10 protein-coding genes and 2 pseudogenes are annotated in these 15,732 nt (G+C 47.0%); 3 read left to right on the forward strand and 9 right to left on the reverse strand.

Annotated elements, in window-relative coordinates:
* Window positions 1–598: pseudogene (locus AXFE_RS13370) on the forward strand (IS1595-like element ISAxf1 family transposase); the annotation flags it as partial.
* A gap of 126 nt (window positions 599–724) precedes the next feature.
* Here AXFE_RS13370 and AXFE_RS13375 read toward each other — a convergent pair.
* The 8 genes from AXFE_RS13375 to AXFE_RS13405 form a co-directional block, all read right to left on the reverse strand.
* Window positions 725–1,837 carry a hypothetical protein gene (locus AXFE_RS13375; RefSeq protein ID WP_152626095.1) on the reverse strand — a complete coding sequence of 371 codons (1,113 nt, stop codon included), beginning with the start codon at window positions 1,835–1,837 and terminating at the stop codon, window positions 725–727.
* Between the two features lie 1,818 nt (window positions 1,838–3,655).
* Window positions 3,656–4,333 (reverse strand): nitroreductase family protein, encoded by a 678-nt coding sequence (locus tag AXFE_RS13380; protein WP_052606463.1) that lies wholly within the window; start codon window positions 4,331–4,333, stop codon window positions 3,656–3,658.
* 156 nt (window positions 4,334–4,489) lie between these two features.
* The gene (locus AXFE_RS13385; RefSeq protein WP_052606464.1) at window positions 4,490–5,023 is read right to left on the reverse strand and encodes a potassium-transporting ATPase subunit C; all 534 of its coding nucleotides are present in this window, start codon (window positions 5,021–5,023) and stop codon (window positions 4,490–4,492) included.
* Window positions 5,024–7,081: a potassium-transporting ATPase subunit KdpB gene (gene kdpB, locus AXFE_RS13390; protein ID WP_052606465.1), complete on the reverse strand. Its 2,058-nt coding sequence runs from the start codon at window positions 7,079–7,081 to the stop codon at window positions 5,024–5,026. It abuts the gene before it with no gap.
* Window positions 7,081–8,769: a potassium-transporting ATPase subunit KdpA gene (gene kdpA / locus AXFE_RS13395; RefSeq protein WP_052606466.1), complete on the reverse strand. Its 1,689-nt coding sequence runs from the start codon at window positions 8,767–8,769 to the stop codon at window positions 7,081–7,083. Before kdpA ends, kdpB begins: the two co-directional genes overlap by 1 nt.
* A complete protein-coding gene (gene kdpF, locus AXFE_RS21555; RefSeq protein WP_152626096.1) occupies window positions 8,769–8,855 on the reverse strand; it encodes a K(+)-transporting ATPase subunit F in 87 nt (28 codons plus the stop codon). The genes kdpA and kdpF overlap by 1 nt, the downstream gene beginning before the upstream one ends.
* 145 nt (window positions 8,856–9,000) lie before the next feature.
* A complete protein-coding gene (locus AXFE_RS13400) occupies window positions 9,001–9,714 on the reverse strand; it encodes a response regulator transcription factor (protein WP_052606467.1) in 714 nt (237 codons plus the stop codon).
* Entirely contained in the window at window positions 9,704–11,206 is a 1,503-nt protein-coding gene (locus AXFE_RS13405) for a sensor histidine kinase (RefSeq protein ID WP_052606468.1), read from the reverse strand. The genes AXFE_RS13400 and AXFE_RS13405 overlap by 11 nt, the downstream gene beginning before the upstream one ends.
* A 570-nt stretch (window positions 11,207–11,776) precedes the next feature.
* On the opposite strand from AXFE_RS13405, the gene AXFE_RS13410 reads away from it, so the two are divergent.
* Window positions 11,777–12,946 (forward strand): universal stress protein, encoded by a 1,170-nt coding sequence (locus tag AXFE_RS13410; RefSeq protein ID WP_052606469.1) that lies wholly within the window; start codon window positions 11,777–11,779, stop codon window positions 12,944–12,946.
* A gap of 315 nt (window positions 12,947–13,261) precedes the next feature.
* Here AXFE_RS13410 and AXFE_RS13415 read toward each other — a convergent pair whose 3' ends face one another.
* A complete protein-coding gene (locus tag AXFE_RS13415) occupies window positions 13,262–14,671 on the reverse strand; it encodes an NAD-dependent malic enzyme (protein ID WP_052606470.1) in 1,410 nt (469 codons plus the stop codon).
* A gap of 390 nt (window positions 14,672–15,061) precedes the next feature.
* Here AXFE_RS13415 and AXFE_RS13420 point away from each other — a divergent pair.
* A pseudogene (locus AXFE_RS13420) lies at window positions 15,062–15,732 on the forward strand (IS1595 family transposase); the annotation flags it as partial.

A 15,732-nucleotide genomic window follows, 5' to 3' on the forward strand; every position in this document is an offset into this window, starting at 1 on the left:
GTTGATGCTAAATAAGCTACGAAAAGCAATGGCTGACCGAAATGGTTTATATAAACTTGGAGGAAACGTCTGAGTAGATGAGTTCTTTTTAGGTGGTGAGAGCCATGGCGAAGGCTAAAGAGGAAAGGGAACAAAACAAACCAATGTCCTAATTGGAGTGTCGATTAGCAATGGTGCTCCTACTCATTGCTTCATGGAAGTAATCAAAGATACCACTGCTAAATCATTCAAAGATGTTTTTGTGAGACGTTTAGATTCCGATACCAAGCTGATAAGTGATGGTAACCCAAGTTACGGGGTATGTGCTCGAGACCTTGGACTAGCGCATTCGATCACTCTATCCAAAGACGAACAAGCACATGTAACATTCAAATGGCTCAACATCCTGATAGGGAACTGCAAGAAATTTATCGACGGAACATACCACGGACGTGAGGAACATAAGCAACTTTACCTCGAGGAATTCGCATACCGATTCAACCGAAGGCACTTTGAAATGTCCTTGGTAGAGCGACTTCTCAATACATGTGTGTTTGCGTCTCCACATCCGCTACTCCGCGAATCTGATTCCAAAATGGCTCTTGCTTACGAAACTTGATAAGTATGTTTCCAAATTCCAATTTAAGAGTATTTACATATCCCTTAGGAAAAAAGATTCCCAAACCTTGAATACTTGAAAGGTCATTCATCGCAAGGACCGAAGGCAGAAGCAGATCACCTGGCGCTAGAAAAATTGCATGTGAAAATTTGGAGCTCTTGATGACTCGCGCGATAGGCGCTGACATCGCCACGGCCTGAGGAGTCGGAAAAAAATTCCTAGGAAGGTAAACAAAGAGCGAGAGACGACAACCAAACCAGCAAGAGAAATCTCCGACCAAGCCAAACGATCAAAAAGAACAACAATCACTAAACCAACTAAACAAAAAATATAGAAGATGAATTGACTGGAAAAAGCGGCCACAACTGGAGCCGTCAAAACAGGAAAGGCCCTAGAGCCCTGCACATGTATGAAGAGATCGAGAGCTACATAAAAAAGCAAAGGAAATATAAAACCACATACCCTTACCAATTGAGTTGCCGATCGAATAGCTTCAAAGCCGATCGCCGCAAGAGCCACAAGCGGCAACCACCACATAAAGGGCAAAAACCTAGGAAGTGCTATAAGCCGTAGGATCGGTAGTGAAAATAGTGCATCGACATAGGCAAAGTTGAAGTCTGCCAGAAAGCCAAAGAGTGCAAAGCCGAGAATAATTCGATGCCAGAGTTGGTACTTCCCCCTGGATAAAACCAAATCCTTGATAATTGCGACTGTTCCAAGAGCCGCCAGTGACCAGAGAATAGGGTTTCCCCACGCCCACTCAGCAAAGGTACCCTGATAGATTCCGCCTATCACGCCTTTCCCAAAGAACCATGGATCCACTAAAGTTACAAGCCATGAAATAGGCGAGTGATGCTTCCATCCATTTGGTGACTGGAGTGCAGCACTCGTTGAAATGGCACCATACAAAGAAGCGGTAGCTATTGCCGATCCGACCAAACCAAGGATGCAGCTAATTATTATCGCAGTTACCAGCCCCATGGAATGGCGCAGTTTATACCCGTTTTTTGTCAAAAGCGCAATCATGAAAAAAAAGATCATGATGGCCAGAAGTGGAACCACTTCATCGAAGCCCGACAAAAATAACTGGCTTACCAAAAAGGCTAAAATCAGTAGCCATCCAACCCTTCGATTGCCCCTTGCGCGAATCACTCGCGAGATTGCCAGCACTAAGAAAAGCGAATCCATAAATGGGTTAAACATATCGAGGTTCAAGTTCGAAACTATTGGTCCGCTCATGCAAACTAACAATGCGCCCAAAGCGGATGGCAACCTACCTAAGTCAAACTCTCTACATAGTAAATATGTGCCAATGGCACACAAGTTGAGGCAGAGTATAAGCCAGAGAGATGGATTAGACGGAAATAGCAGATGAATCAGGATCTCGGGAAAGAACCAGGGAGACCCTTGGTTTCCAGCCAAGTTGAGACCATAGCCCTGATAAGGCAAGATCAAAGGTAGATGCAAATGCGCCCAAGCGTGGGTTACTGCTCTTTCCATCGGTTGAGTTATAGGGCCACCAGCAGTAGGGTCCCCCACAAACGCTGGCCCTTGAGGCCAATTGGTATTTGTTATCAAGCTTTTGGTGCCCACGATGACGGGCCAATAGTTAGCTATCATTGCAAGTGGCAAAACGAAAAAACAAACTATTATGTCATAGATATATCCGGGGAATCTACCTTCTTTTACGTTCCGCCTATCACCATGAACTTCGTCAGTTTGTCCTAATAGTGAACCTCTAAATATCTCGTAAATCGCGAACTTATCCTCTAGATGTGAATTTAACTAAATAACCTGCAACCAGTGCCCTAAAACACGTCCCCGCAGATCGAAAGCATACGTCGTACAATCCCCGCTCGAACAATTAGCCACAAATAAATCAGCACAAGAGATTCAAATGTCAAACTAACCCGAAAGCGACTGCCATATTATCGACACTCTCAACCTGGTTTATAATTCAACTTTCCTGAGCTAGCCAACACTCCTCAAAGCATTACTTATCAAAGAGCTCAAATCGTCAGCTCTCCAAGTCGACCCAACACAGACCCATACCATCCGAATCATCTTTCACCCCAGATATGGTAGTGATTTATGCAAAGACAAACTTGCCAACACCTAACGAGGAAGCAGCTCTCAATAGTCGGCTCACAACAAAACCTACCCTTGGTCTTAGCGCTAACTAAAGCAAAGAATTCAAGCACATGGAATGCCGCTGAGCGACATTCTCGAATATATGCGATCTATGTTAATAAATTATTAGAGCCTACCTAAAAGAAGTCAAACAGTTCACCAAGAGATCCAAATGAAGTTCCAGCGCGAAGGCGCTTCCAAGAACCAGGCGACTTAAGGATAAATTAAAGTTCGAAACGTCGCTTCAAGGATCATTTTTATGCCATCCAACACCAGTTCAATGGCCCTTTCGCTATGGCACCAAGAACGATCGTGGGTAACGAATCGCCAGTCTCAGAGACAATCCACAGTCGGACTCCATCAATAGATCCAAAATTACTGAATAGATCTAGGATCTCAAAACTCAACGAGAATTAGACCGGTTCGCGAATTGTAACAATTAATCAAAAACGATTTAGCAATATACTTCAGCGTGGAGTCTAAAAATCGATGCTAGTTCCCTCCTGTCGAGCCAACCCATAGGATTTGACGTGCTTGGCTCGAGTTTTTTCAAGCGTATTACCGGAAGGCAAATCATCAAATCTGAACTTAAAAGTTCAATAGACGAATAGAGACCCTCAGAAAATCAAAATCTCAACCTTGAGAGCCGCTCTATTGAGCATTAAAGGCTCTATCATAAGCTATAACGCTGGCACGATCTAGACAAATGCAGTCTCCTGAAACCAACAGCCTCGATTGAAGGCATCTAGAAGTGATTGAAGTGGCTATTTGATATCGATGAAGTAAGTTGCGATTGGATCAAACTCACTATGGACCATCGAGATCGGCAAAGTATTTTATAAGAGCCAAAGATTATCAAGCAATAGATCAACAATAGCTTTCCCCTATTTCAGAGATTACCTAAATCCATAGAGTTGAATTGCCCACTCATCTAAAGGGATCGCCATCAAATCGATCGACAAAGGTAAACTCTTCTACAGGAGCTCTCTTTAGGCTCGTCAACTTCTTCTTTGGATATCCAAGCGCAATGAGCGCGGCTAGCCCATATGAACCTGGCATATTTACAAGGCGAGCAACTTGGTCTTCACGCCGACATAGCGTAGTAGTCAAAACTCCTCCGATTCCTTTTGCATTCGCAGCTAGGAGGATGTTATAGGCAAATGGATAGACGCTGGCTCCACCGACGATGCTTTGGCGGTCGAGGCCATTATCTAGAACCGCAAGCGCACCCATATCTACAAAAACTGCCAAAAGAACCGGTACCTTATCTAAGTTATCACTAAAGTAAAAAGGTGTACGTGTCTCAAAGGCGATGCTCAAATCGACTGCCGGTTTAGTCCATTTTCTATTCTCGATCGGGGCAAAAGGAACTTTACCTACCCTTTGGTGAGCCTGGTATTCAGCCCAACCCTCAACGTATAGGTCTCGAATACTCTCGCGAAGTTGTCGATCCTTAATTACAAGGACCGTCCATCCCTGACGGTTTCCACCACTGGGCGCGAAACGTGCTAGCTCTAAAAGCTCATAAAGATCGGCGTCGCTTACAACTCGATCTTCAAACTCCCTTACGCTTGCGGTAGTTCGAACCACACGATCAAATTCCATATCTTGATCTTACACCCAGCTATAAGATACGCCCAAGCTTTATCATTACTAAAGCAGTAGCGTGGATCTCTCAAATTACAAGGTCACCACGCTACTGCTCTTTTAGATCTACATAAGCCCTTCAAAATGGCTGAGTCTCATCCCGTGTTATGGATGCTATTTGGCCAGCTTTAGAAGAGATTGATTCAGACGTAACACATTGACCGTGTTCTCTCCCAAGAATCCAAAGTCACGCCCACTTTGCTGACTCAGGATCAATCGCCTAAGTGCCGACGGTGCAATGCCTCGGGCCGCTGACACCATAGGTATCTGCACCAAGGCAGAATTAACTGAGATGGAAGGATCGAGACCGCTAGCAGAGGATGTAATAAGCTGCGATGTCGGATTGACCCCATGAGAGTGATAGAAGGCGTAGGCCGCTGACACCTCCTTGCGCAGAAGGATCGAACGTGGGCCATAGTTGGTACCCCCACTTGCCATCGCATTGTAGCTCCCAAGTCTTCCATGGAACCAAGTAGGGCCAGTAAAGCTCTGTCCTATAAGGGGTGAGCCACTGCTTTGGATCTGACCGGTAACCTTCGAGCCAAAAAGTCCACTTCCTATCAGGGCCAAACTAACAGGATAAATAAGCCCCAGAAGAACCCCAAAGGCGATCAAGAAAATAACAGAACGACGAACTGCATTCAACATCTAGTACAACCTCGTAAAAACTAAGATCAAATCGATCAACTTGATACCAATGAATGGAAGTATCAATCCACCCACGCCATAGATCATCACATTTCTTCGAAGGAGGTGCGAGGCACTCGCTGGCTTGAATCGAACTCCACGTAACGCCAATGGAATGAGCACGATGATAATAATGGCATTAAAGATCACAGCAGATAAAACAGCTGAGGTCGGTGAGTGAAGAGCCATGATATTCAGGGCCTTCAGTCCCGGGAAACGAGCCACAAAGAGAGCCGGAATGATAGCGAAATATTTTGCTACATCATTCGCAATCGAAAAGGTAGTGAGCGCACCTCGAGTTATCAAAAGCTGCTTTCCAATTTCAACTATGTCGATGAGCTTGGTCGGATTTGAATCAAGATCCACCATATTGCCGGCCTCTTTAGCGGCATTGGTTCCGCTATTCATGGCCACACCTACGTCGGCTTTAGCGAGCGCTGGTGCATCATTAGTCCCGTCACCAGTCATCGCTACAAGCTTTCCGCCAGCCTGTTCTGAGATTATCAACTCCATCTTACGCTCAGGCGTAGCCTCGGCTAAAAAGCTATCCACACCTGCCTCTGCTGCTATTGCCGCAGCGGTAATTGGGTTATCTCCAGTAATCATTACTGTGCGGATGCCCATCGCCCTTAGCTGGGCAAAGCGCTCTTTAATCCCATCTTTTACTGTATCCTTGAGCTCGATAACTCCGAGAATTCTGTTTCCATCCAAGACCAAAAGCGGCGTTCCACCATGGCTCGAGACTCGATCGGACAACTGGTCCACCTGGGGTGTTACTGTTCCGCCGCGACTAACCGCAAATGCTTTAACCGCTTCGGTAGCACCTTTACGAACCATTCGGTCCCCGATATCAACTCCTGACATCCTCGTGTAAGCCGAGAACGGAACAAAGATATGATTGTCCCCCATGGTCTGTCCTCTAATGCCAAACTTCTCCTTGGCTAGAACCACTATCGATCTACCCTCTGGCGTTGAATCAGCAAGCGAAGACAACTGGGCAGCTAGAGCTAGCTCCTGCTCGTCGACGCCGTCCATTGGATAAAAGTTGGCAGCCATCCGGTTACCTAGAGTTATAGTTCCGGTCTTATCTAACAATAATGTAGAGACATCACCGGCGGCTTCGACGGCTCGACCTGAAGTGGCAAGTACGTTTTTTTGAACTAGCCGATCCATTCCAGCGATTCCGATAGCTGATAACAACGCGCCAATCGTAGTTGGAATGAGACAGACTGTCAACGCGACAAGAACGACTACCGATACAGTGGCATGTCCAAAACTTGCAAAGCTATAAAGGGTAACAGTTACCGGGATAAAAATGATAGTCAACGCAGCAAGCAAAATAGTAAGCGCTATCTCATTCGGCGTCTTTTGACGCGAAGCGCCTTCCACCAGTGAGATCATCCGATCAAGAAAAGTCTTGCCCTTCTCGGCCGTAATTTCAACCACTATTCGGTCTGACAAGACCAAGGTGCCTCCCGTTACCGCCGACCGATCGCCTCCTGATTCTCTGATAACCGGCGCCGATTCGCCTGTAATTGCGGACTCGTCGACACTCGCGACACCTTCGACGATCTCACCGTCAGACGGGATCACATCTCCGGCTTCACAAACGACAAAATCACCTCGTCGCAATTCAGCAGTGCTTACTCGAGTCTCAACCCCTTTATCATCGATGCGTCGAGCATCAGTGTGGGTTTGCATCGAGCGAAGGGTATTTGCCTGGGCTTTCCCGCGTCCCTCTGCCACCGCCTCAGCGAAGTTGGCAAAAAGAACTGTCAACGCAAGCCATGCCGTAACCGAGATAGTAAAGATTGAAGGTGATTTTATGCTCTCATAGATCGAGATCACAGTTCCAACCGCCACCACGAACATAACCGGGTTGCGAACTTGTACCTTTGGATGCAGCTTAGTAAATGCTCCCTTTAGGGCATCTCGAAGGATCGCCTTGTCGATGATTCCTTTACCAGCTGTTTTTTTCTCTTTTGAAGAGGCTTCTGGCCCCTTGGTCGTAGTTTCCACTAGAAAAGCCTTCCATGTGACAATGCTTCAGCAATAGGACCGAGCGATAGAACTGGGAAAAAGCTCAGGGCGCCTACGATCACGATCACTCCTACAAGTAATGATCCAAAGAGAAATGAATCCGTCTTTAGAGTTCCATCGGTCTCGCCGACGATCGGAGCTGCCGCAAGAGAGCCTGATAGTGCCAAGACGGGGATCATCACACCAAAACGTCCAAGCAACATCACCACTCCACCGATGATGTTATAAAAGGCGGTGTTCCCAGATAATCCACCAAAGGCCGATCCGTTATTATTCCCCTGGGACGTAATGGCATATAAGATCTCACTAAATCCGTGGGGACCCGCATTTAGGGGACCCGCCCGACCAGCTGGTACAGAAACTGCGATTGCTGTTGCCACAAGCACCACAATCGGCATTATCAAAACAGCTATGCTGGCGAGTTTGATCTCCTTAGCTTGAATCTTTTTACCGAGAAATTCTGGCGTACGCCCAACCATCAATCCAGCAATGAAGACCGTGACAATGGCAAAGGCAAGAATCGTATATAGACCGCTTCCAACACCACCCGGAGAGACCTCTCCAAGCATCATTCCGCCTAGAGCAACTGCGCCTCCAACCGGTGAATATGAATCCAGCTGGGAATTGATGCTTCCTGTAGAGGTTTGGGTGGAAGCCACGTCGTAAAGAACCGAATCAAAGATACCAAACCGAGACTCTTTACCCTCAAAAGCATGGACTACCTGCCCGTGGGTCGCTGCTGACATAACAGGCGATGGAGCCTTTTCCGCCACCGTCGCAACGCCGAGACTCACAAAGAAGAAAAACGCCATGGTTGCTAGAAGCAACAATCCGGTACGCTTGCGCTTGATCATTTTACCAAAGGTGTAAGTCAAGGAGACGGGAATAGCCAAGAGCAGAACTACCGACAAAAACGCAGTCATTGCAGTCGGATCTTCAAATGGATGCGCGCCGTTAGCATTGAAGTAGCCACCACCATTGGTGCCAAATTGCTTGATAGTCTCCAGGGAAGCGACTGGTCCCAACGGAATTGTCTGCTTGAACCCAGTTGCCGCATTTCGAATGGTAACCGAATGAGAAAAGGTCTGAACGGCACCCTGGCCCATAAAGACAATCGCTGCAATGAAGGCTACCGGCAAAAGCACATAAATTATTACACGGGTTATGTCCACCCAAAAGTTACCGATAGTCTTAGACAATTTACGAGAAAATCCACGAGACAGCGCAATAGCCGCAGCAATGCCAACGGCAGCCGAGGTAAATTGCGGAACGACCAAAGCCATCATCTGCGACAGATAGGTCATTGTGGTTTCACCGGCGTAGTTCTGCCAGTTCGTATTCGTAATAAACGAAACAGCAGTGTTCCAGGCAAGTGCTGGTGGAACGCCAGGCAGATGCGACTGGTTCAGGGGCAGGTGTGCTTGAAGACGAAGAATCCCATAGCAAAATGCAATCGAAAGAACGCTAAAGATAATCAAGGACCGGGCATAGCTCTGCCAGCTTTGCTCTGCCTCGGGATCGACACCTAATAATTTGTAAAACCGACGCTCGATAAAGGAGAGAAATTTAACCCGGCCTTCAAAAACCGCCTCTAAATAAGAGCCAAGATACCTCCAGGAAATTCCAAGGACAATCAAAAGTGCCAAAATAGTAAGTGCGATATTCATTAAAATCGCTCCGGACGCCAAAGGGCATAGCAAAGATAGCCAAAGATAGCTATGGATCCAACCAGAAGTACAAGATTTACACTCATGCGTTCTCCAGTCCTTTTACGGCAAGAATGAAAACTACCGCAGTCACGACCATCGACGCTAAAAAATAAAGATCAACCATAGGAGCTAATGATAAGGAATGGAGTGTTAATGGTCCCTAAAAGGCAGGGCTCTAGATATCAATAATTAATTAATTCCATTGCTATCACCATCAGATTCCACCATCTGATATCCGATTCCGGCTCTGGTTCGGATCAAAGAGCCATCTTGACCGAGTTTTTGACGAAGTCTATTTACATAAACTCTCAAATAGTTAATTTCATCAAAATATCCTTCACCCCAAACGTCGTTGAGGAGTTGCCGATGGGTGTAGATTCTCCCGACGTTACGAGCTAAAGCTGAAAGCAGGGCGAACTCCTTTTGCGTCAAGTCGATCTCAACGCCTTTTACCTGCACCTGCGAGGCGGCAAAGTCAATTAAAATATTTCCAATCTCGATGGACGAAAAAGCATCATCAAAGTTTCCTCTGATCTGACGGTGACGAAGAGAGACCCTCAATCGAGCGGCAAGTTCGGCCATGCCAAATGGCTTAGTCACATAGTCATCGGCTCCATTGTCTAGGGCAGCTACCTTTTTGAGCTCATCATGAACAGCAGAGAGCACAATAATAGGAACGTCACTAAAACTTCGGATCGTACTGCAAACTTCAACACCATCTTGATCTGGCAATCCAAGATCCAAGATAACCGCATCCGGTGGACTGTCTATGACCGACATGACTCCGAGATGGCCTTCGCCCACGAGCCTCACCCGATAACCCCTTCCGCTCAAACCAATCTCTAAAACTTTTCTTAGAGCTGGATCATCATCGATCACGAGTATCGATGGGTTAGAGTTCATGGATCGTCTCCATTGGTGCTATCGCTAAGGTAAAGAAAAATATGGCTCCGCCATCTGGAGCGTTCCGCACAGAGATTCTCTCACCGTGGGCTTCTACAAATGCCTTAGCAATTGCCAGGCCGATACCTGCCCGCCCCCCGTTTAGTCGCTGTTCAAACATGCGAAAGATCGCCGACTCGTCCTCTTTGTCAACTCCAGGACCCCGATCGCGTATCTCGATCAAGACTCGACCATCTTGAAGACGGGCTGCCACGTCAATTACACTATTAGCTGGAGAATGGCGAATCGCATTATCGAGTAGATTTCCCACCACTTGAGCCACTAAAGTGTGATCTGCCATAACATCGGGCACCTCGGGTGAAATGAAAATCTCGATCCATTCCTTCAATTCACCTGTGAGCATAAGAGAGTCGATTCCCTCTTCGATTAGAACATCGATCTCGACTGGGGAAAATCTTGGCTCTAACGCACCAGCCTCTAGACGTGACATATCCAACAGATTCACAACAAGACGACTGAGGCGGTCCGCTTGGGCTTCAATCATTCTAAAAAGCTCATCTCGATCAGCAGCTTCAATCTCTAGACATGGATCTCTTAGGTTGGAAATAGATGCTTTTATTGCTGTCAGAGGGGTCCTCAGGTCGTGCGAAACGGTACCCAAGAGTGCACGTTGCCACCTCTGCGACTCAGCCATCATACGCGCGTGCTTTGCCTCTTGGGCCAAGCGGGCATGGTTCAACGCCAGACCGGCTTGATTCGCAAAGGTATTTAGAATTCTAAGGTCCTCTCGCTTGGCAGATTTAAATTTCACAACCAGAATCCCAACTGGTTTAGTTTGGACAGTGAGCGCAATCGCGAATAACCTATCGACGTTCAACTCACCGTTAGGTCCAAGATCCAAATTCTGCATCAAATGGTCGTTATCGGCCTTAAACTGCTCCAGGAGAATCGCAACATCAATCTTCCCAACCACTGCAATGGGCTCTAGGGCTCCCGAATTTTCGACTAATATTACTACGAACTCCAAGATAAAAGCGTCATAGAGGTTTAGTGCGATCGAATTAGCTAGGTCCGACAAAGACTTGTCGCCGATAAGCATCTGTGAAAGCTCAAACAGCCGAAGGTTTATCGAACTCTCTCGCAACGAGATCGCCCTCGCCTCGCCAAGATTAGATACCACTCGCGAAACAACCAAAACAACCATCACGTAGACGCCAAGTGCAATCCAGTTTTGATCAGCACCGACCGACAGGGTGTAAAAAGGGGGTATGAAAAAGAAGTCATAGACCAAAAACCCAATGGCAGCGCCAATAACCCCTACCCTAAAGCCACCAATTACGGTCCCGATTACCACCGGAACAACAAAGACCAAGGCTGATGTAGCAACACTGATAGAGCCTCGAATAAAAAACAGAGGCACGCCAAAGATAATCGTTGCTACTAAGACGCCGCCTATGCCCCTGGCAAATTCTTTAGATGAATCATATGCCACATAGTGATCCTAATACATGAACAACGGTCTTACCATGACATCCTCCCCGCGCGCCCTTACGGAAAGGGCTTCCTAAGCTGCTTAGGCAGCTTTAGGCGTGGTGGTGCGCTTCACTGGGTCGCTCTGGCTGTGTCCAGGTAGACAATAGACGATCCTTCGTTGAGCCAGGTTTCCTTGGAGAATTGAGCTACTTCGTGCGCTTAGGTATTGTAGGTAATCTTCTGGGCTCTCTTTGGTTTCCATAGATTGCGTTGTTCTGGAGCTAGGTTCCATACGTGGCGAGCATCTGAACATGGCGAGCATCTGAACATGGCGAGCATCGAGGCAGTGCCGAACAAGAACGGGCAGTTCCTGTTCTTATGGGTACAATGCCTCACGAATACTCATACCTATATTATACGCCGAGGGTGTGATGGTTTTATTTTGGGAGCGCAATAAAGGTCGCTCGACCCCGCCCTTCCAGACGGGGTTTGCGCTCTTGTTCGATCAACCGTGGTATTGTCGACCAGAGAACCTTTCGCAATGAGTCAATCATCTACAATTGAAATTTTCAACAAGGAGACGATCGAGATGGAGAAAACGCCGTTTTCCAATACGGATACAGAAAATTCCTTCGTAGAGCCTGCAGGAAAGTTCAGAATCTATCTTGGCGCAGCAGCGGGAGTCGGTAAAACAGTAGCCATGCTCGAAGAAGGCATTCGCAGGAAAAGCCGAGGGGCCGACGTGGTGGTGGGATTCGTTGAAACGCATAAGCGTCCCTTTACCTTAGAGAAAACCCTCGACTTTGAGATCATACCAAGAAAAACCATCTCTTATAGGGGTAGCACCTTTCAAGAAATGGATTTAGACGCCATATTAGCTAGAGCGCCTGAAGTTGTCTTGGTGGATGAGTTAGCGCACACCAATGTGCCTGAATCCTCCACAAACGAAAAACGCTACCAAGACATACTGATTCTTCTAAAATCCGGAATCTCCGTGATTACTACAGTTAATATCCAGCACCTTGAATCAATCGCAGCCGCTGTCGAGGAGATCGTTGGTGCCAAAGTTGCAGAGCGAGTTCCAGACTGGGTGGTAAGAAACGCCGACCAGATCGAATTAGTAGATTCCTCGCCAGAGTCGCTTCGACGCCGCCTCCTACATGGCAATATTTACCCCCAAGAAAAGATTGAATCCGCACTCACCCACTTCTTCAAATTCGAAAATCTTTCAGCACTACGAGACATTGCTCTCAGATTCGTCGCCGACGAAACCGAGGAAGAGATGCTTGACTATCTGCGAAAGATCAAAATACCCGGGCGATGGGAGACCTCAGAGAGAATCATGGTGGCGGTGAGCGGTGCGCCTGAATCATCGTTCGTGCTACATCGCGCGGCCAGGATGGCCCAGAGAGCCAAAACACAACTAATGGTGGTTCACATCAAGTCCGCAGACGCAAATCTTAATGGCAGCGACCTAGACGTCCTAAAAAACGAGTGCGAAAAACTTGATGCCAGATGGCAAGACCTCTACGAGGACGACGTAGCAAAGGGAATTGTTGAATTCGCCCTAAGCGCCAAGGTAACCCAGATCGTACTCGGCGCTACTCGTCAAAATAAATGGAAAAGACGCCTTGGAAACTCCATACTCACCAAAATAATGGATAACGCAGGCAACCAAGGAATCGATGTCCACATAATCGCTCGTCACAGGGACTCCCCTAACGGAGACTTTACGTTGAACGAACTAACAGAGAGCTAGCCGCACCTAACGCCTTCAAAGTCGAGGCTTCGCACTACAGTAAATAGCAAATCAAAACAAATTGGCTTCTCATCAACTAGTACGATAGTTGTTAATCGATAAAGCACACTGAGACTTCGTTATGGCCAACTCCCAGTTATCCAAAAACCGATTATATTTCCGCCCCAAGGATAATGACATGTTGTCATCCACCGCTATGGTTGTCGAAGCCTTGAATATTATGCTCGATTCAGCTCTCGGCTCAAATCGGCTCAAAGTCCATCAATCGTGGATCAATCCAGAAGAATATGCAACACCAACCAAGAACAAAAAGCATCAACTTTGGCGATGAACGACGCTGTGTTCTGGTCGAACCGTCGATCGAATCGCATCTGCTATCGCCTTAGTGACGGCTGGGTTGAAGACCGTCGGAACGATATAAGCAGCCGAGAGCTCCTCGTCACCGACTATCCCCGCCAGCGCTCGTGCCGCCGCGATCTCCATTTGAGGAGTAATTGAACGCGCTCCAACATCCAATAGTCCCCGGAAAAATCCGGGAAAGACAAGCACATTATTAATTTGATTCGGCTCGTCACTGCGACCAGTAGCCACTATTGCTGCGTGTCTCCGGGCGATAACTGGATCGATCTCCGGATCCGGATTTGCCAGAGCGAATACTATTGGAGAGCTTGCCATCTTCAAAAGATGAGATTCTTGAATCGAACCCTTACCCGAGACTCCAATTATCGCATCAGCACCGACAATTGCATCGGATAGATCCCCTGTGACTCTATTTGGATTAGAGGCCATTGCTATATGCAAGCGCTGTTCGTCTAAGTTTTTATCAGATGGATCCAAGATCCCTGTTCTATCAACTGCTATCAGATCTCCCACCCCTTCGGCCAAGAGAAGGGTAGATATCGCCACACCAGCCGCACCAATGCCAACAACAACGATCTTGGCATCTTTGAGTTTCTTGCCCACAACCTTCAGGGCATTCAGAATGGCCGCGAGGACTACAATTGCCGTACCGTGCTGATCGTCGTGGAAAACAGGAATGTCGAGCGATTCACGAAGTCGACGTTCAACTTCAAAGCATCTAGGAGCAGAGATATCTTCAAGATTTATCCCGCCAAAGACAGGCGCAATAAGTTCAACCGCTCGAACTATCTCATCCACATCTTGGCTCGCCAAACAAATTGGCCAAGCATCGACGTCGGCAAATCGCTTAAAGAGAACTGCTTTGCCTTCCATCACTGGCAGAGCAGCAGCCGGACCCAAATTACCAAGGCCAAGAACCGCTGATCCATCGGTGACAACCGCCACCGAATTTCGCTTTATCGTAAGATTCCTTGCCGCACTAGGATCCTTCGCGATTGCCAGACAGACCCGAGCTACACCTGGGGTATAGGCCATTGAGAGATCTTCTCTGGTCTTGAGCGGGACTTTAGACATAGTTCCCAGAACTCCACCTAGGTGAAGCAGAAGAGTCCGATCGCTCATTGCACGAACCGTAACTCCTGGAATCGAATCAACCAGATCCCGTAGCTTTGTGGAATGCACCTCGTCTTCAGCGTTCACTGTGATGTCGACTACCAGCGTCTCAGGACCGGGTTCAATCATATCAAGAGCTGTTATCGCGCCACCGGCTTCACTTATATTCGCGGTTACAACTCCGACAAGTCGTGCATTTGCTATCTCGACTCGTATTGTTACTGAAAACGACGCGCTTGGACTTGCACCCATAAAAATATCCGCCCCTCATGCCTAAGTGTCCCTTCCTATCCATGAAAGCAAGCCCTCAACGATCTACTTTGATCGTTTTTGGGGAAAAGACAAATAGAACTTCTTCATTATTTTAATCCACAGATTTACAAGTCGCAAACTGAAGATATAATATCGGTTTTCCTGACAGCTTCAATAAAGCTCAGACATCAACATCCTAGCCATTTGAACTCCCTCGAAGTCGTAATCTCCCAAAGCAGCACTTCCAGCGTCAATTACGTATCCACAATTCAAATCCGAGATCGGAAAGTAAAAATATTACATACTTATCAAGTTTCGTAAGTTTCGCCTCCACCGAGACCAGATTGGAGCTAATCTTTAGTAGAACAGATGTTCGATAAAGGAGGCATGGTGGATATCTCAGGCTTTATGGTACGCTTCGCTTCAGAGGAAGCATGTGAAGATCATTTGATCAAATTGCGGTGGAAAGAGGGATTTAGATGCCCAAAGTGTGACTCTGACCAGTTTACCTTAATCAGGCCAAACCATCGAAGAAATGCAGCATCTCGAGCTCCACTTTTTCAATGTAAATCTTGTCACCGTCAAACTAGCGTTACCTCCGGAACCATCTTCCATCGAAGCCATATCTCTTTATCCAAGTGGTTCTCCGCTATCTATCTATTGTCCAACGACAAGCGTGGTCTTTCGGCTACTACCATTGCTAAATTCGTTCAAGTATCTTATTCGACTGGCTGGTTGATGCTAAATAAGCTACGAAAAGCAATGGCTGACCGAAATGGTTTATATAAACTTGGAGGAAACGTCCAGGTAGATGAGTTCTTTTTAGGTGGTGAGAGCCATGGCGAAAGGCATGAAGAGGAAAGGGGAACAAAACAAACCAATGTCCTAATTGGAGTGTCGATTAGCAATGGTGCTCCTACTCATTGCTTCATGGAAGTAATCAAAAGATAACCACTGCTAAATCATTCAAAGATGTTTTTGTGAGACGTTTAGATTCCGATACCAAGCTGATAAGTGTATGGTAACCCAAGTTACGGGTATGTGCTCGAGACCTTGGACTA

Source organism: Acidithrix ferrooxidans, assembly GCF_000949295.1.
In the GTDB taxonomy this organism is placed as follows: Bacteria; Actinomycetota; Acidimicrobiia; order Acidimicrobiales; family Acidimicrobiaceae; genus Acidithrix; species Acidithrix ferrooxidans.